The sequence below is a fragment of the Streptomyces sp. NPDC055239 genome (assembly GCF_053606205.1).
On the sequence record NZ_JBSGRD010000025.1, the window covers coordinates 59052 to 77998 of the forward strand.

Here is an 18947-nt window from a genome sequence, read left to right on the forward strand (position 1 = left end):
GCGAGTCGGACGGCTATGCAGAACGACGAAGCTCCTAGTAGACGAGTTATCGACCAAGATCAACCGTCGTTCCAGGAGCTCCGTGTGCTTGTCTACCCATCAGCGATCGATCTGTCCACCGCGCACCTGCGTCACCTCAGTCGGGAGTTGACGGCGCGACGCCGGGAGATAGGCAGTCGGTGGCGGCGGCTGACCGTAGGTCGTCAAGCCCTGCTCGCCCTGGCTCATCTGCGGTGCGGCGACACATATGCGCAGCTCGCGGCCTCGTTCGGTATCGGGATCGCCACTGTGTACCGCTACGTCCGCGAGGCGATCGAGGTCCTGGCCGTGCTCGCGCCGACGCTCGACGAGGTGATGATGACAGCTCGTTCGAAGGCGTACGTGATCCTGGACGGCACTGTGCTGCCGATCGACCGGATCGCCGCCGACCGGCCCTATTACTCCGGCAAGAAGCGGCACCATGGTATGAACGTTCAGGTGCTGACCGATCCGTTCGGCCGGCTGCGGTGGGCCTCGCCCGCGCTGCCCGGCGCGACACACGACCTGACGGCGGCCCGCGAGCACGGCATCAGCGACGCCCTCGCCGACGTCGGCCTCAAGGCTTACGCCGATAAGGCGCATCAGGGCACGGCCCGAAACGTCCGGGTCCCGTTCAAGGGGCGCCGCCTCAAGCGCTGGCAACGACGCCACCACACCACCCACGCATGAATCCGCTGCGTCGGCGAACAGGCCATGGCCACGCTCAAGGGCTGGCGCCTCCTGCGCAAGCTGCGCTGCAGCACCAACCGCATCACCGCAATCGTGCAGGCCGTCCTCGCCCTTCACCTCGCTGTCGCGTCAGGATGAGAAACCCTCTGTGTTGTCGCGGCGCCTCCATCGTGAGAGGCCTCACCTGCGGGCCAGCGCATGACATCCCTGCCCCCGCCACGTCCATGCCCCGGACTCGTTGATCGGGCTGTGGTGGTAGTTGGCCGGGAGTGCCCGGGTGGTAGGGCCATGTGTACGCCTTGGCGCAGGAACCGGGCAGCTCATGGCATTCGGATTCCGGGCGGGACCGGCGGAGCAGACTCGGGTGCGGTCGGCGGACAGCGGCACGGCCACCGGACGGGAGAGGGGCGCCATGGAAGGCTTCCGGCAGGTCGGGGAGAAGGGGAACCTGCCGCCCGAGACGACGAGTTTCGTCGGGCGTGGGAGTGAACTGAGCGCCACAGCAGGCTTGGTGACCTCCCATCGGCTGGTGACGCTGACCGGGCCGGGCGGGGTGGGCAAGAGCCGTCTGTCCCGGCGCGCCGGAACCGAAGTGCGGGCCGCCTTTCCCGACGGGGTGTGGCTGGTCGAGCTCTACCCCGTCAGGGATGCGGAGATGATCGCGCTCGGCGTCTATGAGGCGTTGCGGCTGTCCGATCAGACCACGCGGCCCGCACTCGACGTGGTGGCCGAATGGCTGGCGGACAAGCAGCTGCTGCTGATCCTGGACTGCTGCGAGCACCTCACCGCCGGCTGCGCGGACCTTGTCCGGGTGCTGCTGGCGGCGGCCCCCGGGGTGCATGTCCTGGCCACCAGCCGGAGTGCCTTGCAGACTCGGGGCGAGCGGGTGGTGCCCGTTCTTCCGCTGCCGGTCACCACAGGGGCAGGATGCTCCGACGGAGCCCCGGCCGACGCGGAGTTGTTGTTCACGCAGCGCGCCGCGGAAGCGTCTCCCCCGGTGGTCCTCGCGGAGCAGGACAGCGCCGCGGTCGCCGAGATCTGCGCGCGCCTGGAGGGCATCCCGCTGGCCGTCGAGCTGGCCGCCGCCCGGCTCACCGAAACGTCCCTGAACGAACTCGGCTGGGCCCTGCACACCCGCTTCGAGTTCCTGGCCAGGCAGAGCGACAGCGCGTACGGCAGATCTGGCGAGGCAGACCCGCGGCACTGGGCGCTGCGGACCACGATCGGCTGGAGCCATGAGCTGTGCTCCCCGTTGGAGCGGCTGGCGTGGGCGCGGCTCTCGGTCTTTGTCGGAGGCTTCGAGCCGGAGGCCGCGCAGTGGGTTTGTACGGGAGGCCCGCTCACCGGCCGACAGGTACCCGGCCTGCTCGACCGCCTCGTCGACCAGTCCATCCTCCAGCGCGCCGACACCGTCTGCGGGCCCCGCTATTCGATGCTGGACACGATCCGCGAGTACGGCCAGGACTGGCTGGCCCGGCTCGAGGAGGAACAGCCGCTGCGCGAGCGCCACCGGGACTACTACCGCCGACTCGCCCAGGCCGGTGACCACCTGTGGGCCGGTCCGGAACAGGTCGACTGGTACGAGCGGCTCACCGCCGAGCACGCCAACCTGCGGGCGGCCCTCGAATCCTGCCTGGCCGACCCGGATCCGCTGCCCGCACTGGAGATGGCGAGTGATCTGTGGTTCTTCTGGACCGGGTGCGGCTTCCTGCGCGAGGGGCGCGTCTACCTGGAGCGGGCCGTCGCCGAGGAGCGCAAGGCGCCCGAGGGCCCTCAGCTGCTCCGGGCCCTGTGGTCCTGCGGCCATGTGGCCAACATGCAGGGCGACTTCGCGCGCTCGGCCGCGCTGGAGAACACCTCCTGGCCCCTGGCGGACCGATTCGCGGACCCGGCGGCGACCGCCGCCATGCGCTACGTCCGGGGCACCCGCCTGGTGATGACCGCCCGCCCGGACCAGGCCCTCGACGTCTGCCGCGCCTCGCCGGACCGCCCCCCGGCCCGCGGCAGCGCCCTCGCCATCTGGCTCCTGACCCAAGGCATTACCTCGTACGCGCATCTCCTGTCGGGCGAGATCGCCCAGGCCGTGGCGGCTGCCGACCTCATGCGCGAACACAGCGAGCGCCACGGCGACCTGTGGCTGCGCGCCTACGCCCTCTACTTCCTGGCCATGGCCGCACTGGCCGACGGCGATCCAACGACGGCCCACCGCCACGCCCGCAACTCACTGGCCCTCAAGTGGCAACTGAACGACACCTTCGGCGCCGCAGTCGATCTCGACACCATGGCAACGTCCCTCGTCGCGTCGGCCCCCGAACGCGCTGCCCGGCTGCTCGGCACCGCCGACAGCCTCTGGCACTCCATCGGACGGGACCGCGCCGGAGTGCCGGAGTTCCTAGCGACCCGCAACGCCTGCGAACAACAGCTCCGCGAGACCCTCGGCGCCGCACCGTACGCGACGGCCCATCGAATGGGCCTGGAGGCCGGTATCGACAAGGGCATCAGCTTCTTCCTGCGCCTGGAGTGAACCCGCCGTCCGGAGCCGCGACCGCATCAGGATGGAAAACGCTCATTGCCTTCGACAGCCGGGAGATCCTCCAGCATCTCGAAGGTGCTCGCACCGAACAATACGGCACGGGAATCCGCCGAGCGGGGCAGTCTGTCCGCCGTCATCGCTGTGATCTCAAGGCTCAGGATTGAGCAGCTGGTGCATCAGGTGTTGCGCCGCTTCAGGCGTCGCGCCGGAAATGCTCACCTTGGTGCCGTCAGGGCGTTCAACCGTCACGGTGGGGTGCTGCGGTCGCGTAGCGCGCCAGTTGGGCGAGGCTGACGCCAAGAGAAGCCGTGCTGAAGCCACTGCTGAGTACGAGCGACAGAATATCGACGGCCGACGATTGCTGGCGGCTATTGGTGGATTCGACGACGCGAGTTCCGCCAGTGCGCCCCGCCGCACCGTCCTATCGGTCATCAACCAGTCGTAGAGAGACCGCAATTCATCCTCGACCGAACCTTCATGAACGCTGATCACCAAGCGCATGCGTCCCCCGAACGTCCTGGCAGCTCTCCCCGCAGGTGATTAGAGAGTAGATGCCCGACATCTGCTGAGCGAGACAAACGCTGGGACTCGTCCTGATCGAGATTGCACCCCCACTCCCCCTCCCCTGCGCACAGCAACCACATTGACGTTCGCGGCCGTCGTGATGACCTTGAGCGGGGCGCCGCGGCCGTCACAGATCACCCGTGGCCAGTCCAGCAGGCCGGCCGCGTGCAGTTTGGCTGGCTCGGTGCGGGCGAGGAATTTGCGCCCTCAACGCGGGACGTCGGCCTGGACCCTCTGCACTGGCAGGGGGCGTACACCGCGCGTGCCGGAGTGCGGATCTTGCCATGGACATGTGTAGTGCTTCCTTTGCGCGAAATGCGCCGTCGCCTGGGGGGCTTGTGCGAGTCGCGACGGGCTACTCCGGATGAAGGCGCCGATCCGGTGGGTTCGTATGGGCCACCGGATCGGCGCCTTATCGGCAACGTTTGCCAGCGCTTTGGAGGGCAGTGAAATATGCACCCGCTTCAGGCGGAAGAGATTCCCACGGTGTGCGCGTTACTGGGGAGACTTCCGGAGTACCAGGGCCAAGCGGTATTTGCAGAACAAAGCGTGGTGGTGCCCTACAAGAATTTACCGGAAGCCGCCTTCGGCGTGGCTGACACGCTGGCACAGCACGGGGTGCAACCGGGGGATGTAGTGGGGGTACTTGCGCCCACCACTCCAGAATTCCTCACGGGATTCTTGGGAATCCTGGCGGCGGGAGGAGCGGCCAGCGTGCTGCCCACTCCCACGGTGGGCACGGACTTGCCCCAGAAGCTGGAGCCGTTGGTGCGTTCGGCGCAGATGCGGCACCTCGTGGTCGCCGAGCCCTTTGGTGACTGCGCCCGGGCCCTGGCTGCAAGTACAGGCGTGCAGGTGGTACCGGTTGAGGGATGCGCCCCGGCGACAACGCCTCCTGCGGCGGGGGCCGTCTCGGCGACGGCAGCTGCAGTGGTGCAGTTCACGTCGGGCAGTGCGGCTCACCCCAAAGGGGCTGTGCTCTCCCACGGGGCAGTGATGGCGGCGGTGCAGGATGTGCTGGAGTTCTGCGAGATCACGTCACAGGACCGGTTCGCGCTTTGGCTGCCGCTGTTCCACGACTTCGGACTCTTTGAGCTCTTGTATGCGATGACAGCGGATGCGGACATCCATCTGTTCAGTCCACTGTCCTTCATTCGGGACCCGGCTGGACTGCTGAGCAATCTGTCCGAGAACGAACTCACCATCTTCGCCGCCCCGAACTTTGCCTACGACCGGCTCATCCTGGCTGCTGGTGATACCGATGGCCACGGGCTGGATCTGAGCCGATGGCGAATGGCCTGGAACGGAGGCGAGGTCATCCGACCCGACACACTGACCCGGTTCGCCGAGACCTTCGGCCCCCTGGGGGTCGAGGAAACGGTGCTGCATCCGGCCTACGGGATGGCCGAGACCTCACTGGCGGTCACGGGAGTGCCCTCTCAGTGCAGCCCCCGCGTCCTGTCGGTGGAGCGCGACTCCCTCACCGATGGGCAGCAGGTGCGACTGGCCGAGCACGGTGCGGGCCGCCGCAGGTTGGTGTCGTGCGGAGTACCCCTGGGCAGGGCCGAACTCCGCATCACCGACGGCGCGGACAACGTGCTCGAGGAGGGCCGTTTCGGGGAGATTGAAACGCGCGGACCGGGGCTGATGACCGGCTACCTCCATCACCGCGAGGCCACCGATGAGGCCTTCCATGACGACTGGCTACGAACCGGCGACACCGGCTTCATGTGGGACGGCGAACTGTATGTGGCCGGCCGCACCAAAGACATGATCATCGCAGAGGGCCGCAACTTACACGCCGAGGACGTGGAGGCACTGGCGGCGAAGGTACCCGGCGTCTTCCGGCAGCACTGCGTGGCGGTGGCCGATGTCCAGGCCGAGCGGCTGACGGTTGTCGTGGAAACCACCGAGGCCGACCTGCAGGCCGTCGCCGAGCGGGCTCGCATGACGGTAAGTGCTCAGCTGGGTCTGAGCCGCCTGACCGTGCATCCCGTACGGCGTGGCTGGCTGCCACGCACCACAAGCGGCAAATGGCGCCGTCCCGAAGTACGGCAACGCCTGAAGGAGATGAACCATGAGTGAGAACGTGAGCCATCAGAGCGCGCTGGCGGTTGTACGCCAGACACTGGCGCAGGTGCTCGGCATCGCCCCCGGCCGGATCGAGGAGGATGCTCTGCTGCTGGGACTCCCTCATGCGGACTCGCTACGTCTGGTGGAGACAGTGGTGCGCCTGGAAGACGCACTGGGCCTCAAACTCGACGAGGAATCCCTGATCGAAGTCCATACCGTGGATGACCTGGCCCAGGCCGTGCAGGCGGCCCGGTCGTGACGGGTCAGGCCCTGCCGTGGCCCAACCCTGCTCGGTCCCATGCCGAGTTGGCGCGGCTGCGTAAGCAGGCTCCCGTGCAGCGGTTCCAGCTTCCCGCTGGTCCGATGGTCTGGCTGGTGACCCGGTATGAGGAGGCGCGTCGAGCGCTGGCCGATCCGCGTCTGGCCAAGGATCCGCGGCGGCTTTCTGACCCGCAGCGGCAGGGCTTTGGCGGGCGCCGCTGCCCGGATGATGTGTGGGCAGTGGTGGGCCGCCATGCCGTCAACTCCGACGGGGTCGATCATCAGCGCTTTCAGAGCGTGTACGGTCCCTTCCTCGGGGCCCGCGCGGTGGGGCGGTGGCGCGCTCTCATCGAGGAGATCACCACCGAACAGCTGAACCTCCTGGCGACTGCGAAGGCACCGGATCTCTTGGAGGAGTTCGCCCGCCCGGTACCCGCCCGTGTAATCACCCACATCCTCGGGTTGCCCGATGAGCAGGCCTCGGCAGTGGCCCGGTGCACGCGTCAGTGGGTCAGCGCTCAGCCCCCCGCCGTCACCGCTGCGGTGGTCCAGGAGATGGAGCAAATGATCTCGCAGTCCATCCGTGAACATCGCGCCAGCCCGCAGGACGACTTGCTCAACGCGATGCTGGCCCGGCAGGCCGCAGGCGAATGGAGTCTGCGAGAAGTTGTGGGCGTCGCCTTCAGCACATTGGTGGCGGGCAGCACCACCGCGCCCACGCTGGTGGCCACGGCAACCGGCGCCGCAGCGGGCAATCAGAGGCTGCGCAAAAGCCTCACCACAGTCGATGCCACGCAACGACTGGTCGAGGAAGCACTGCGTTACCAGCCCCCTGCCGGGAACGCCACCTGGCGCTTCGCCCTGGAGGAACTCGTCCTGGGCGAGGTCACCATTCCTCAGGGCTCCATCGTCTTGGTCTCCATCAGCGCCGCCAACCGGGATCCGGACGTCTATCCGCAAGCGGCCGAGCTCTGCCCTGCACGCGAGGCACGACCGCCTCATCTGACGTTCGGCCACGGACCGCACTATTGCACCGGTGCCCCGCTGGCTCGCCTGGAGGCCGAGATCATGCTGCCGGCTCTCTTTGCCCGGTTCCCCCGGCTGTCGCTGATCGTGCCTCTGGAAGAAGTCGGGTGGCAGATGAGTGTGATCGAACAACACCCTCTGACCATGCCGGTCCACTTGGACGAGGAAGGCACGCGGTGAATATCGACAGCATCTGGCTGCAATCCGCCACGCAGTACCTCCCACCCGCCACCTCCACCGCCGCCCGTGCCGTCGAAGCGGGCCTCCTGCCCGCTTCGGATCTGCCTCTGTGCCCGGCCACCTCAGTCCACCTTGCCGACAAAACTGCCTGGGAGATGGGCCTGACCGCGGCCAAGCACGTGGTGAGGAGCCTCGATATCGCCCCGCACGACATCGGCTTGATCACCTACGCGGGGATCTCCATCGCAGAGGAAGAACCATGGTCCCCGGGCCACCGTCTGGCCCGGCTCCTGGGCGCCGACCGGGCCGTCTGCCTGGCGCTCTTCCAGATGTCCAACGGTGGCGCTGCGGCTCTCCAGCACACGGCGGCCACCTTGTTGCTGGAACCTCACACGCGATATGCCCTGGCTGTGGCATCTGCCGACTTCACCGCGCTGCCCAGCGACCGGTGGGCCTCGGCCCCCGGCCTGGTCTACGGCGACGGCGCCACTGCCGTACTGCTCGCCGGGACTCCTGGCCCGCTGCGGATGCACTCCCTGGCGACGTGCGGCAACACGGAACTTGAGGCCACATTCCCCCGCAACCATCCCTTTCGCACCCAACCCGACGCCGAAGACAGTGACGCCGGGTTCGCCGCCAATGCCCACGCCATCCGCCACGCAGTGCGCACGGCCGTCGACCAGGCCTTGGCCGATGCCTCAATCCACGCCGACGACCCGCGCATCAGTGCCATCTACCCGACCCGGCTGGGGCGTCTCGTCTATCGGCAGTGCGTGCGCCCGGCGCTACCGGCCGCCTTGCAGGACAAGGGTGTGATCTGGGGGGACAGCACCGGCCACCTCGGACCAGGCGACATGCTCGCCAACCTCTCGGAGGTCCTCACCACCGACTCTCTCGCCAGTGGTGACCTTGCCCTGCTCATCACCACCGGCGCTGGATTCACCGCCAGCTGCCTGATCATCGAGAAGGCCCTGAAACCATGACGATCCCACAGGTATCCAAGAACGACCTGGCCATCCTTGCCGACCTCGCACCCGTCGTCGAAACCAACCTCAACCGCCACCTGGGAACGGCAACTGACTGGATGCCCCACCAGTACGTCCCCTGGAACCAGGGCCGTGACTTCGACGGCCCCCTGGGAGGCGAAGCGTGGGCACCTGAACAGTCCCAGCTGTCCCGGCCGACGCGCTCGGCGCTGGTTCTGGGCCTGCTGACCGAAGACAACCTGCCCAGCTACTTCCGCCAGCTCTGCGAACGACTGGGCGACACCGGGCCCTGGGGGGAATGGATTCACCGCTGGACCGCAGAGGAAGGCCGCCACGCCATCGTGATGCGCGACTACCTTCACACCACTCGCGCCGTGGACCCCGTGACCCTCGAACACGCCCGCATGGACCACCTCGCCACGGGCTACCAGTTCGACAACGACAGCGTCCTGCACACCATCGTCTACACCACCTTGCAAGAATGGTCGACCCGCGTCGGACACCGCAATGCGGGCACCGCCAGCGGTGATCCGGTCTGCGAGCAGCTGATGGCCCGCGTCGCCCTCGACGAAAACCTGCACATGATCTTCTACCGCAACCTGCTCGAAGCCGCGCTCGACCGCTACCCCGACGCCACCATGACCGCAATCGCCGACAATCTGGCCGGCTTCCGCCTCCCCGGACACGCTATGGACGCCTTCGCAGCGATGACCAAAGACGTGGTGAGCGCCGGCATTTACACCGCCCGCATCCATCACGACGCCGTCGTCGCCCCCTTCCTACGACACCTCGCAGTCCTGGAACGCACCGGCCTGGGCCCCGAAGGCCAGCAAGCACAAGAACGCGCCGCCCGTTACCTCAACGGCCTGGACGTCATGACCCGGCGGGTCGCCACCACAGGCCGCTAACCGCCGACACCCCACGCAGACCTGGCGGGGACCACGACATCAAGCACGGCTCAACTGCTGTTCTAGCGCTGAGCCCTCGGCTGCTGGACACTTTCGACGGCCGGATGGATCCGTCTGGCCTAGCGGACCGCCTTCGTGACGCCACGCCGACGTGCCGATCATGCTCGTGCGGGGCGGGCCAGCGACTCATACGCGAAGGCGTCGCCCAACGTCGGTAGCAGCTCATGGGCCCGTCCGTGCACTCCATACGCGTTCCCGAGTAATCGATCAATTGGTTCCGGTGGGGTGGGGCAGCTGCGTTGATGAGAAAGGCGTCCGGGTGTTCGGTGGATGGTAGGACACCTGGTTGACTCGCGAGTGAGATGAGCAGAGGCGATCGTCAACGATCTGAACCAGGACCTGACGAACTGGCCGCTGTTCGGCACATGCGCCCAAGAACAGCTTCCGATGCCGGTGCGATCTACGCCCCTTACGTCTGCGACGAGTTGACGCTCGGTGCGGTCGATCTGCGGTGCCATGAGCCGCTCGCCCCGGCCCCGGACATCGTCGAGAGGGGCGCCATCGCCGCACATGCATCGGGCTGCGCCCTGCTGAACGCTTATCCGGCAACGCTCCACACCGAACAACTCACCCGAACCAGTGAGGGTGGACGGGTAGCCGAGCGTGGTGTGCTTCGGTCCACGCACGAATACCGTGGTGCTCTCGGCAGCACCTGGTTCGTCGCCCAGCAGGCGGTTCTCACCCAGTGGTTGACCAGGGTGTGTTGCCAACGGCCACCTCATTGACGTGAGCTGGGCTCTCATTCTCCGACCAGATCCCCCGGAGGAGTGCTGTACCGCCCGGAGCGAGTGCAGAAGTCCGCGCTCCCCTTCATGAGCGTGCACAGGTCAGCGGTGTGCCGGTAGACCAGAGGCCGATCTTCGACGGGGATGTCGAGGGTGTCCAGAAGGTGAGGGATGGAGGCTTCATGGTCGAGGAAGGCGTCGGTGTAACTGCGGGTCATGGCGTGGATGTGAGCCAGAGCCTGGTGGCGGGAGAGCCCCTGTTGACGTTCGAGGACGAGGACGAGGTTATGTGGGTCGCCAACGGATTCTTCCTTGGACAGGGACTGGACGTCCTGAGTGATGTTGATGACGCGGGTGGTGCTGTGACGCATGGCCTGGAGGGGGGTGCTGTTGAGGATGTAGGCACGGACTTCGTAGTGTCCGGTTCGTTCAACGGCGTCCATGATCAGGGGCACGGCTCCGGTCAGGTCGCGGTGGCGCAGGTAGGAGCCGGTATCCGGTGCGGTACGGGTGCGTCGGTTGGCGCATTCGGTGATGTAGGCCTTGAACCAGCCCGTCCAGTTGTTGGCTGTGCGAGTAATGAAGGTGGTGGACATGTCCTGCTGCCAACGGGCCCACAGATCAGTGAAGGCGTTGACGAACGGGATGTCTGAGGGGGCGGGGGGTGTGCTGATGGTGTGATGTGGGGTGACGACGGCGACCAGCGATTGGAAGAGGCGTGCCGCGCGGCCGGGGGTGGCCAAGAATGCTGGTTCGTCGGTGAGATCGTTCCATAGAGCCCACCAAGTGACCCAGTCGCTGACAAGGTCCAGGTCGGATCCGGTGGCGTCCGGGTAGTTCAGGCAGACGTACAGCGGCATGTCGTAGCGGGCGATCTTGGCGTGGTGGGCCGGCTGGGGGGTCAGGCCCATGCGCTGCGCCCAGGCTCGGCTGTGGGCCGTTACTCGGGCACGTTCGCGGGCGGGTGTGCTCCGGGGAACGAAGGGCAGGTCGAAGGGCCAGCTCTGGAGCGGACCTTGGTAGACGTGCGGTCCGGGGAGCGTGATTGCCTGGGCGGAGGCGGTGGTGGTGTCGTTCATTTGGGTGTTCACCTCAGGGTGGGCGGCAAAGCGGGTGCCGCGGCGTCAGGCTGCGCGATGTCGCCTGTGAGAGTGCGCTGGTCAGAAAGCGGAGGATGCGGTTACCAACGGCGGATGCGGCCGATAGACGACCAGGACAGGTGTGAAGCCGGTCCAGCGCGCCCGACGTAGCGCTTCTCGGCAAGCGCAGTGGTCGTTGGCGATCCCATTCCTTGCTGATGAGTACGGCCATTGCTGAAGTCAGGCAGTCTCGAGAGGACTTGGGGTTTACAAGCTTTGAGGTTGCATCGATCTGGAGGACCAGCAGCGGATCAGACAGGAGACCGTTTTCGGCAGCGTGGTGATGTTGGAGCGCCGAGCCGGTCGAGGTTGTGGACGGCCGACTGGCCGGAATTATGAACCTATCCCCAGTCCGGTGCGGCACCGGGACAGTTGAGACGGACAGGTGCGACGGACACGGCGCCATGGTCAGATATCGGGTGTGAGGCCCGCGAATGCGGTGGGGTCGGTGTCGTGCTCCCAGTGCTCGACCAGTCGCCCTTGGTCGTCGAACTGCCACACGCCGCAGAACGGCACCTGGACGGGGGTGGGTTCTTCCGCGTGCATCAGACCGATTGCCACGCCGAAGTAGTCGTTGGCGGCGACATAATCCAGTTCCATCACCACGGTGCCATGGGTCAGGTTGAACAGGGCTTGCTCGTGTGCGGTCACGGCATCGAGCCCCAGGAGGGTTCCTGTGTCGCATCGGGTGTGATGTGCCGGATGGAGGGCGATGGTCGGGGCACAGTAGTGTCCGATGGTTCGCAGATCTGTGTAGACGGCGCGCAGGGTGGTGGCATTGGGATGTTGTGATGTCATGCCGGTCTTGGTGGGACCCCCATCGGACAGTGGGTTCGTTTCAGCTGCTGGGGCCGCTTGGCTTGAGTGCATGGCAGGTCCTCCTCGTCTGTGGGCGCAACCCGGACGGGTGGATTCGGTTGCGCTGGCTTCGGTGGTTTTCTCTTGGCCGGTTTTCTGCGTTGACACGTAAGGTTATTGTGATGCTGTCCCGCGCAGCCTGGCTGGCTTCCGGGAGGGGGCCGCGGGTTGTTGTTGGGCGGTGGATGCCAGGTAGCCGCATACCGTTGAGCTACGCGATATCGGCGGATGCGTGGACTGTCTCGTAGATGCGCTGGTGGTCTTCGATTCCGGACAGACGGAATGGTCCCTGGGTCTGATGAGGCAGACGATGCTGGGCTCCGTCGTCGGGCAGGTGATGTGTGCGCATGGAGCGGTAAGTGTTGTAGTCGATGGGGCGGCGTCGCGAGATCGCTTCGAGGTGTGCACTGGTGCGGAGCTGGGCCCGGTAGTCGGGGACGACTCGTCCGGTGAAAAATTCGGCGACGCTTCCGGAGCCGTAGCTGAAGAAGCCGAGTGTTGCCGCGTCGAGTTCGTCGTCTTCGTCCAACAAGGCTGCGAGGGCGAGGTAGAGGGATGCGGTGTAGCTGTTGCCGATGGTTTCGTTGTAGTGGGTAGTGGGCGCGATGGCATGTTCGATTGCTGTGTCGTCGACTTCGACGCCGGCTCCGTCGAGAAGGTGCCGGTGGGCCTTGAACGCCATGCGGGTGAAGGGCTGGTGGTAGCAGACGGTGTGGATCCTCTCGATCGGAAGGCCCTTGCGTGTCTGGTAGTCGCGCCATGCGCCATCGACTGCTGCCAGGTAGGCGGCCAGGGACTTCTTCCCGTCGACGAGAGCGGTGGCCCGGTAGTTGGGACGCCAGAAGTCCATGACCTCGTGTGTGTACAGGCCGGACGGGGTGTTGATCTCGACGAGGGAAGGGTCGGCTGAGACCAGCATGGCTGCGGCAGCGGCCCCTTGGGTGGCCTCTCCCGGGCTGTCGAGGTCGTATCGGGCGACATCACTTGCGACGACCAGGACCTGCTGCTCGGGCTCGCGTTGGACCAGCGCGGCCGCGAACTGAAGGGCCGCCGTTGCTCCGTAACAAGCTTGCTTGAGCTCAACGACCCGGATGTTCGAGGGGAGGTTGAGTAGCGAGTGAACGTACACGCCGGCCGCTTTGGACTGGTCGACAGACGTCTCGGTGGCGAAGAGAAGCGTGCGGATGCGGTCGGCGCCGTGGCGTTCGATGATCGGCGCCGCTGCGTCGGCAGCCATGGTGACGATGTCTTCGTCGGCTGCGGGCAGGCTCATCGCCTGCTGCCCGATGCCCTTGTGGTACTTGGCCACGCTGGCACCTGTGTGCTTGCTGAGTTCGGCGTGGGTGAGGACGAGGCTGCCCGTGCGGAAGGAGAGGTCGTGGATGCCTACGGCGCGGTCAGTGGACACGGTGGCCTCCGTTGAAGCGTTCGAGACGGGTATGGGCCTTCATGAGCTCGCCCGGGTTGGTCTGGGCGGCGAGCAGCGACAGTTCACCGCAGAGCACCGTGGCCGCGGCCAGGACGGCGAGGCGGCGCGCATTGTCGCCTGCGGGGCGCTCCTCGCGGCAGCCGAGGGCAGTGAGTGTTTCCTCGATGAAGTCGAGCCCTTTTCCGTTGCCGACGGTTCCGACGATCAGGTTGGGCAGGGTGCAGGAGAAGTAGAGGTCGCCGCCGCGGTCTTCGGCGAGGGTGACGCCCTGGGAGCCTTCCACGATGTTGGCGGCGTCTTGGCCAGTGGCGAGATAGAAGGCGAGAAGCATGTTCGCGTAGTGGGCGTTGGCGGAGCGGATACCGCCGGCCAGTAGCGTGCCCACCAGGTTCTTGTTGGTATTGAGTTTGGCGATCTGGGCAGCCGTGGTGTGCAGACGGTCTGTCACGATCCGTTCAGGGACGAGTATTTCCGTGATCACGTTTTTGCCGCGGCCCAGAATGCCGTTGATGGCGGTGGCCTTCTTGTCGGTGCAGTAGTTGGCGGAGATCGATCCGTAACGGATGCCGGGCACATGCTCGAGGAGGTGGCCAAGCAGGGCGTCTGCGGCGAGGGTGGTCATGTTGTGACCGGAGGCATCTCCCGTGCTGAACTCGAAGCGCAGATAGAGCAGGGAGCCGGCAATCTCGTCGCGCACGGTCAGCAGTTCGGCGTACCGGCTGGTGGTGCGTGTGATGTCGCGGAGTTCATCGAGGCGGCTGTGTACGGCACTGGCAGCGGCGTGAGCGGTCTCTGCGGTGTCCGCTTCGACGAGGACGGAGCGGGTCATGCGCTCGTCCACGAGGGTGGCGGTGATGCCGCTCTCGACCGCCCTGGAAATCTGTGCGCCGCGGCCGACGGACGGCCACAGCGGCGACTCGTAGGTGGCCAGGGGCACCTCGGTTTCGGTGGTGGCCACGTTTCCAGACACGCGCAGTGGACCTACCCAGCGCGTGGGAATGTGCGCTGCGGTCGGCTTGTTAGGGGCGGGAGGTGTGGACCGGGTCGGGTGGATACTCATCGGCGGTCTCCTCGATGGCTGGAGCTGTCGATATCGCGTTGGTCGCAGAACTGGCGCAGAGAACCCGTCACGAATACGTCGCAGTCGGTGAGAGCGGCTGGGCTATGGGCTCCCAGTAGGGTCATGAGGGCCGTGAGCTGTTCCAGCCAGTCGGTGATCTGCTGGATGAGGGCGCTGACCCCACCGGAGCGGAGGGTGGTGAGGAAGCCTCCGGAGGCGCCCACCCCGTGGGCTCCCAGGGCCAGTGCGCGAGCGACGTCGAGCGGGTGGCGAATGCCGCCCGATGCGAGCAGGGGCAGGCCATGGCCGCGTGCGTCGAGCAGGGCCGCGGGCGTGCTCAGTCCCCAGGCCTCCAAGTAGGTGTAGTCGGCGTCAGGGCGGCGCCCGTTCTCTATCCGGGCGAAGTTGGTGCCGCCACGTCCGGCCACGTCGGCGATGCGGACGCCCAGGCCGGCCAGTTCGGAGACAGTCCGACCGCTGACTCCGAAGCCGACCTCCTTGACGATGACCGGAACCTCGACGGCTGCGGTGATGTTCTCGATGCCCGCGGGCCAGTGGCCGAAGGAGCGGTCTCCTTCGGGCATGACGGTTTCCTGGACGGTGTTGAGGTGGATCTGCAGGGCGTCGGCGTCCAGCAGGGCGACGGCTCGGCACGCCTGTTCCGGAGTGGTAGTGGCGTTGACGTTTGCCATCACGAAGCCTTGCGGGTTGAGTTCGCGCAACGGGGTGAAGGTGCTGGCTGTAGAAGCATCCTTGAGATAGGGGCTCATGGAGCCGGTGGCGATGGGCACCCCGGTCTCGTGGGCAGCGATTGCCAAGTCACGGTTGATCTCCCCGGTTTTCGTGCTGCCGCCGGTCATGGCGTTGATGTAAAGGGGGACTGGCCAATCCAGTCCGCCGAACCGGGTGCGCAATGAGATGCGGTCTCGGTCGGTTCCGGCCAGAGCGTGGTGGACGAAGTGCACTTCGTCGAACTGGCTGGGTGGGTGTGCCGTTGGATCGGTTGGGGTCTCGCCGGCCATTTCGTGCTGGGCGACTGCGAGCCGCACATGGTCGTCCTTGCGTGATCCGCTCATGGAGATGGTCCTCAGTCGAAGATGAAGGGAGGGTGCAGGACGGGCCCCTGTGTGACGTCCGGGCCCATCGCCTGGGATCCGCCGCCGTCGGCGGCCATAACGTCAGTGACCCGCAACGGCAGCGCAGTGATCCCCGCTGCTGCCCAGCGCGTTCGTAGGGCGAGGGCGTCGGCAGTCTCAGGTTGCAGTGCGATGCCGCAGTCGCCACCGCCGGCACCGGATGGCTTGCCGGCCCCGCCGCAGCCCTCGGCGATGGCGCACAGCTCAGTCAGCTTCGGCGTGAAGATGCCGAGTGCCGTCTCATGGTCGAGGCCGGCCAGGAGGCAGCGTGCGTTGCGGATGGCGGCGAGGAACTTCGCTGAATCCTGCTGTTCGAGCGCGTGCACCGCTGCCGTCACACAGTTCGCGCTGCGCGCCAGGAACCGGCTGTGGCCGGTGCTGTGCCACCACGAGGTGTGGGACAGATGGCTCACATGGGTGGCGGTGGAGGCCGGGCTGCCGCTCCAGCCGACGTACAGGTGCAGTGTGGCCGGTGGCGGCAGAATGCGTGCTGTCATCCCGGGCCACGTGGCCTGCAGCGCCTCTGTAACGCCGTCCCGCCTCAGGAGTTGCAGCAGACTGGCGCGGTCCGGTGCGCGGTAGTGGATCCAGCCGCCCCATGTGCTGGCGGCCAGATCCGCGCCGGAAGGGCCGGGATCCACGCGGATGCTCGCCAGCAGGGCCAGCCGGAAGCGCAGTTCCGGTGACATCGGCATACCGCAGAAGTCCGTCAGGGCGGCGACAGCCGAGACTGTTACCGCCCCGCTCGACCCCAATCCCATTTTGGTGCCATGCTCGTGCAGTGCGCTGCGGACCGACAGTCGCACCGGCACAGGCCTCAGTCCTAGCTCGGATCGCAGCTGGTCGACGACCTCGACGACGGAGACCAAATATGCGAGGGCCCCGCCGAGGTGAGGGGCTTCCGCCGGGTCGGTGGGCCGCACCCCTGCCCGTGTACGGAACATCCTCACCTCGTGCGGCAGCAGATCGGTGGCAAGCACCACCTCGCCGCTGTGAGTCGGCGAGGCCTCGACGGTGACGAACCGGTCCACGGCCACGACAATCGACGGTTCCCCGGGCTCAAGGACCGCGTACTCTCCGGCGACAAGGAGCTTGCCCGGCGCGCTGTGCGTGACTGTCGACGGCATCAGCGCACCGTCCTGGCGAGTGTCGCGCCGGGTCCGCTGCGGGCCACCACCGCCACGCCGCCGGACTGCTGCCGCAGTGCGGCGGCAACACGCTCCGCGTCATCGCCGGCGCACAACACTTTGACGTTGGGCCCGGCATCCATCGTCGCCCAGACCTGCAAGCCGCGTGCGCGCATGCGGCGCACTTCTTCAAGTACCGCATGTGAAGCGGGAGTTCGGTAGTGCACGGGCGGAATCGCACTCTCCATGGCCTGGTGCATGCCGAGGGCGTTGCGCTCGGCAACCTCGCCCACGGTGGCAATATCGCCCCGGGCCAGTGCTTCGCGCATGACCGCCAGGTCGTCACGGGCCGTAGCGAGCCAGTCGGGGAAGAGTGGCGAGCTCTTCACTGTGCGCCGCATGGCCTCACTGCTGGAGACCGGCTTGGGACCGGTCTCCAGCAGGACTACGACCAGGGCGAGGTCCAGAGGTGCGCTCGCGAGCGGCTCGGCGTAGGAGGCAAGGTCGGGATCGGGAGCGTTAGGCTCGCCGGCGTGCCAAATTGCAAAGCCGCCGAAGATGGACCGTGCGGCGGACCCGGACCCGCGGCGGGCCAGCCTGGACAACTCCACCGGTTCAACCGACAGGCCGTAGGCGGAGGCTGCTGCGAGTGCGAGGGCCGCGAACCCGCTGGCCGACGAGGCCAGACCGGCACCAACCGGCACGGTGTTACGGGTTGCCACCACGGCGCGTTCGGTGCTTCCGGCCCGCTCACGGACGAGATCCAGAAATCCAGTGATGCGCCTGGCCGTCTCGCCCCGGTCCACGACACCGTCCACGATCACCACATCGTGCGCAGAGCAGTCGTCGAGTCGGACCTGCGTAGTGGTGGGAAAGACATCCAGCGTCATCGACAGGCTGTCGGCGCAAGGCAGGACGAGGTTCTCATCGCGCTTTCCCCAGTACTTGACCAGCGCGATGTTGGGATGGGCCACCGCGACGGATCCGTCAGATCCCGGCATGGCGCTCTCCCCTCGTCAGCGGAGCCGTCCAACAGCGCACACCGGGCTCCCGCGCGAGCACAGAAGCCAGTGCGTCGGCCGTGCGCTCGGTGGCTGACAGGGCGATCACACAGCCGCCTAGTCCCCCGCCACTCATCTTCGCGCCCAGCGCGCCGGCCTGGAGCGCGGCTTCCACCAGGCCGTCGGTAAGGTCTGTGGTCAGCTTGAGTCCGGCGAGCAGGTCGTGGCAGTCCGTGAGCCGGCGCCCCAGCGCCACCAGATGGCCCCGTTCCAGGTCGCGCAGCCCGGTGCGGGTCAGTGCCACCGAGCGGTTGAGGAACGCCTCACGGCTGCCGGGGTGCTTGGCGAAGCCCTCCCGCAGCATCGTGACGGCCTCTTTCGTGGAGGCGCTGCTACCGCTGTCCGCCACCACGATCCAAGCGTCGGTACCCACCGGTGGGTTACTGATCCGTCCACCGGCCAGCAGCACCGGCCTACGGCTGCCAGTGGCCAGGGCGTCGATGCCGCTGGCACTGCCATGTGCCGCGTTCTCAGACACCTGCACATAGCGAAAGACGGCTCCGGAGCTCAGACACAGCCCAAGAAGGCTGTTCAATGCCTGAGCCACAGCGCGAGCACATGCCGCACTGGCGCCAAGGCCACGTGCAGGCGGCACCCCGCTCTCCACCAGTACGTCCACACCCGGGGACCCCTGCCAGTCCGCGTGACGCAACATGGCCTCGGTGAGTTTCCTCAACCCTTCCGGCACGAGACTCTCCGGAGCACGGGACGGTGCCGGCATGGGGCCGTATGGCACGCCAGGTGGCGTCTGAACCAGCCGGAACACCGACAGCCCGCCCCTGCCCCGGTCACAGCGCACGACGCGGGCACGGCAGCCCACCCCCGGTACCGGCAGCGCCACGGTGGGGGCCCCGTAGACCGCGGCATGCTCACCCAGCAGGATGACCTTCCCGTGTGCTACCCCGGTGCCCGTGCAGGACAGTTCGGCGTCCCGGTCGGCACGGGACGGTGCCGGCGAATCCCTCTTCTGCTCGGCGTCACTCACGTTCCGCGCCATGGCTGCTCGCTGCCTCCCTCGCGGGCATCGGCACGCTGGGCAGCACCTGCTGTGTCAGTACTGCATCACGACGGCGAATGGGCCTGGTGGCCAAGAGAATCTTCAGAGCGATCTCG

Annotated in this window: 15 protein-coding genes and 1 pseudogene; 7 read left to right on the forward strand and 9 right to left on the reverse strand. The window is 66.9% G+C overall.

Annotated features, from left to right (window positions below):
* The first annotated feature begins 84 nt into the window (after positions 1 to 84).
* Positions 85 to 846: pseudogene (locus tag ACWFRJ_RS43530) on the forward strand (transposase family protein).
* A 184-nt stretch (positions 847 to 1030) separates the two neighbouring features.
* Positions 1031 to 3232 (forward strand): ATP-binding protein, encoded by a 2202-nt coding sequence (locus tag ACWFRJ_RS43535; RefSeq protein WP_453544436.1) that lies wholly within the window; start codon positions 1031 to 1033, stop codon positions 3230 to 3232.
* 156 nt (positions 3233 to 3388) lie between these two features.
* Here the strand turns inward: ACWFRJ_RS43535 and ACWFRJ_RS43540 are convergent, their stop codons facing one another.
* A complete protein-coding gene (locus ACWFRJ_RS43540; RefSeq protein ID WP_453544438.1) occupies positions 3389 to 3742 on the reverse strand; it encodes an effector-associated constant component EACC1 in 354 nt (117 codons plus the stop codon).
* A gap of 516 nt (positions 3743 to 4258) precedes the next feature.
* Here ACWFRJ_RS43540 and ACWFRJ_RS43545 point away from each other — a divergent pair.
* From ACWFRJ_RS43545 to ACWFRJ_RS43565, 5 genes are all read left to right on the forward strand, one after another.
* Positions 4259 to 5890, forward strand: a complete 1632-nt coding sequence (locus ACWFRJ_RS43545; RefSeq protein WP_453544440.1) for an AMP-binding protein — start codon at positions 4259 to 4261, stop codon at positions 5888 to 5890.
* On the forward strand, positions 5883 to 6137 hold the full coding sequence (locus ACWFRJ_RS43550; RefSeq protein ID WP_453544442.1) for an acyl carrier protein: 255 nt from the start codon (positions 5883 to 5885) through the stop codon (positions 6135 to 6137). The genes ACWFRJ_RS43545 and ACWFRJ_RS43550 overlap by 8 nt, the downstream gene beginning before the upstream one ends.
* A gap of 74 nt (positions 6138 to 6211) precedes the next feature.
* Positions 6212 to 7345 carry a cytochrome P450 gene (locus ACWFRJ_RS43555; RefSeq protein WP_453544444.1) on the forward strand — a complete coding sequence of 378 codons (1134 nt, stop codon included), beginning with the start codon at positions 6212 to 6214 and terminating at the stop codon, positions 7343 to 7345.
* A complete protein-coding gene (locus ACWFRJ_RS43560; protein ID WP_453544446.1) occupies positions 7342 to 8328 on the forward strand; it encodes a ketoacyl-ACP synthase III family protein in 987 nt (328 codons plus the stop codon). Before ACWFRJ_RS43555 ends, ACWFRJ_RS43560 begins: the two co-directional genes overlap by 4 nt.
* On the forward strand, positions 8325 to 9239 hold the full coding sequence (locus ACWFRJ_RS43565; RefSeq protein WP_453544448.1) for an acyl-ACP desaturase: 915 nt from the start codon (positions 8325 to 8327) through the stop codon (positions 9237 to 9239). Before ACWFRJ_RS43560 ends, ACWFRJ_RS43565 begins: the two co-directional genes overlap by 4 nt.
* A gap of 799 nt (positions 9240 to 10038) precedes the next feature.
* Here ACWFRJ_RS43565 and ACWFRJ_RS43570 read toward each other — a convergent pair.
* From ACWFRJ_RS43570 to mvk, 8 genes are all read right to left on the reverse strand, one after another.
* Positions 10039 to 11103 (reverse strand): terpene synthase family protein, encoded by a 1065-nt coding sequence (locus ACWFRJ_RS43570; RefSeq protein WP_453544450.1) that lies wholly within the window; start codon positions 11101 to 11103, stop codon positions 10039 to 10041.
* Positions 11104 to 11571: 468 nt separating this feature from the next.
* Positions 11572 to 11961, reverse strand: a complete 390-nt coding sequence (locus tag ACWFRJ_RS43575; RefSeq protein WP_453544452.1) for a nuclear transport factor 2 family protein — start codon at positions 11959 to 11961, stop codon at positions 11572 to 11574.
* Between the two features lie 271 nt (positions 11962 to 12232).
* Positions 12233 to 13429 carry a hydroxymethylglutaryl-CoA synthase gene (locus ACWFRJ_RS43580; protein ID WP_453544454.1) on the reverse strand — a complete coding sequence of 399 codons (1197 nt, stop codon included), beginning with the start codon at positions 13427 to 13429 and terminating at the stop codon, positions 12233 to 12235.
* Complete coding sequence (locus tag ACWFRJ_RS43585; protein WP_453544456.1) at positions 13419 to 14510, reverse strand: hydroxymethylglutaryl-CoA reductase; 1092 nt, start codon at positions 14508 to 14510, stop codon at positions 13419 to 13421. The genes ACWFRJ_RS43580 and ACWFRJ_RS43585 overlap by 11 nt, the downstream gene beginning before the upstream one ends.
* Entirely contained in the window at positions 14507 to 15586 is a 1080-nt protein-coding gene (gene fni / locus ACWFRJ_RS43590) for a type 2 isopentenyl-diphosphate Delta-isomerase (protein ID WP_453544458.1), read from the reverse strand. Before fni ends, ACWFRJ_RS43585 begins: the two co-directional genes overlap by 4 nt.
* 11 nt (positions 15587 to 15597) lie before the next feature.
* Positions 15598 to 16773, reverse strand: coding sequence for a phosphomevalonate kinase (locus ACWFRJ_RS43595; RefSeq protein ID WP_453544460.1), 1176 nt, complete (start codon positions 16771 to 16773; stop codon positions 15598 to 15600).
* A complete protein-coding gene (mvaD, locus tag ACWFRJ_RS43600; RefSeq protein WP_453544462.1) occupies positions 16773 to 17774 on the reverse strand; it encodes a diphosphomevalonate decarboxylase in 1002 nt (333 codons plus the stop codon). Before mvaD ends, ACWFRJ_RS43595 begins: the two co-directional genes overlap by 1 nt.
* Positions 17761 to 18831, reverse strand: a complete 1071-nt coding sequence (gene mvk / locus ACWFRJ_RS43605; protein WP_453544464.1) for a mevalonate kinase — start codon at positions 18829 to 18831, stop codon at positions 17761 to 17763. Before mvk ends, mvaD begins: the two co-directional genes overlap by 14 nt.
* Positions 18832 to 18947 lie beyond the last annotated feature (116 nt).

Coding starts and splice junctions, on each gene's coding strand:
- mvaD (WP_453544462.1), bottom strand. CDS start 17,774: ATGCCGGGATCTGACGGATCCGTCGCGGTGGCCCATCCCAACATCGCG.
- ACWFRJ_RS43535 (WP_453544436.1), top strand. CDS start 1,031: ATGGCATTCGGATTCCGGGCGGGACCGGCGGAGCAGACTCGGGTGCGG.
- ACWFRJ_RS43550 (WP_453544442.1), top strand. CDS start 5,883: ATGAGTGAGAACGTGAGCCATCAGAGCGCGCTGGCGGTTGTACGCCAG.
- ACWFRJ_RS43545 (WP_453544440.1), top strand. CDS start 4,259: ATGCACCCGCTTCAGGCGGAAGAGATTCCCACGGTGTGCGCGTTACTG.
- ACWFRJ_RS43540 (WP_453544438.1), bottom strand. CDS start 3,742: ATGCGCTTGGTGATCAGCGTTCATGAAGGTTCGGTCGAGGATGAATTG.
- ACWFRJ_RS43595 (WP_453544460.1), bottom strand. CDS start 16,773: ATGCCGTCGACAGTCACGCACAGCGCGCCGGGCAAGCTCCTTGTCGCC.
- mvk (WP_453544464.1), bottom strand. CDS start 18,831: ATGGCGCGGAACGTGAGTGACGCCGAGCAGAAGAGGGATTCGCCGGCA.
- ACWFRJ_RS43570 (WP_453544450.1), bottom strand. CDS start 11,103: ATGAACGACACCACCACCGCCTCCGCCCAGGCAATCACGCTCCCCGGA.
- ACWFRJ_RS43565 (WP_453544448.1), top strand. CDS start 8,325: ATGACGATCCCACAGGTATCCAAGAACGACCTGGCCATCCTTGCCGAC.
- ACWFRJ_RS43585 (WP_453544456.1), bottom strand. CDS start 14,510: ATGAGTATCCACCCGACCCGGTCCACACCTCCCGCCCCTAACAAGCCG.
- ACWFRJ_RS43575 (WP_453544452.1), bottom strand. CDS start 11,961: ATGACATCACAACATCCCAATGCCACCACCCTGCGCGCCGTCTACACA.
- fni (WP_453544458.1), bottom strand. CDS start 15,586: ATGAGCGGATCACGCAAGGACGACCATGTGCGGCTCGCAGTCGCCCAG.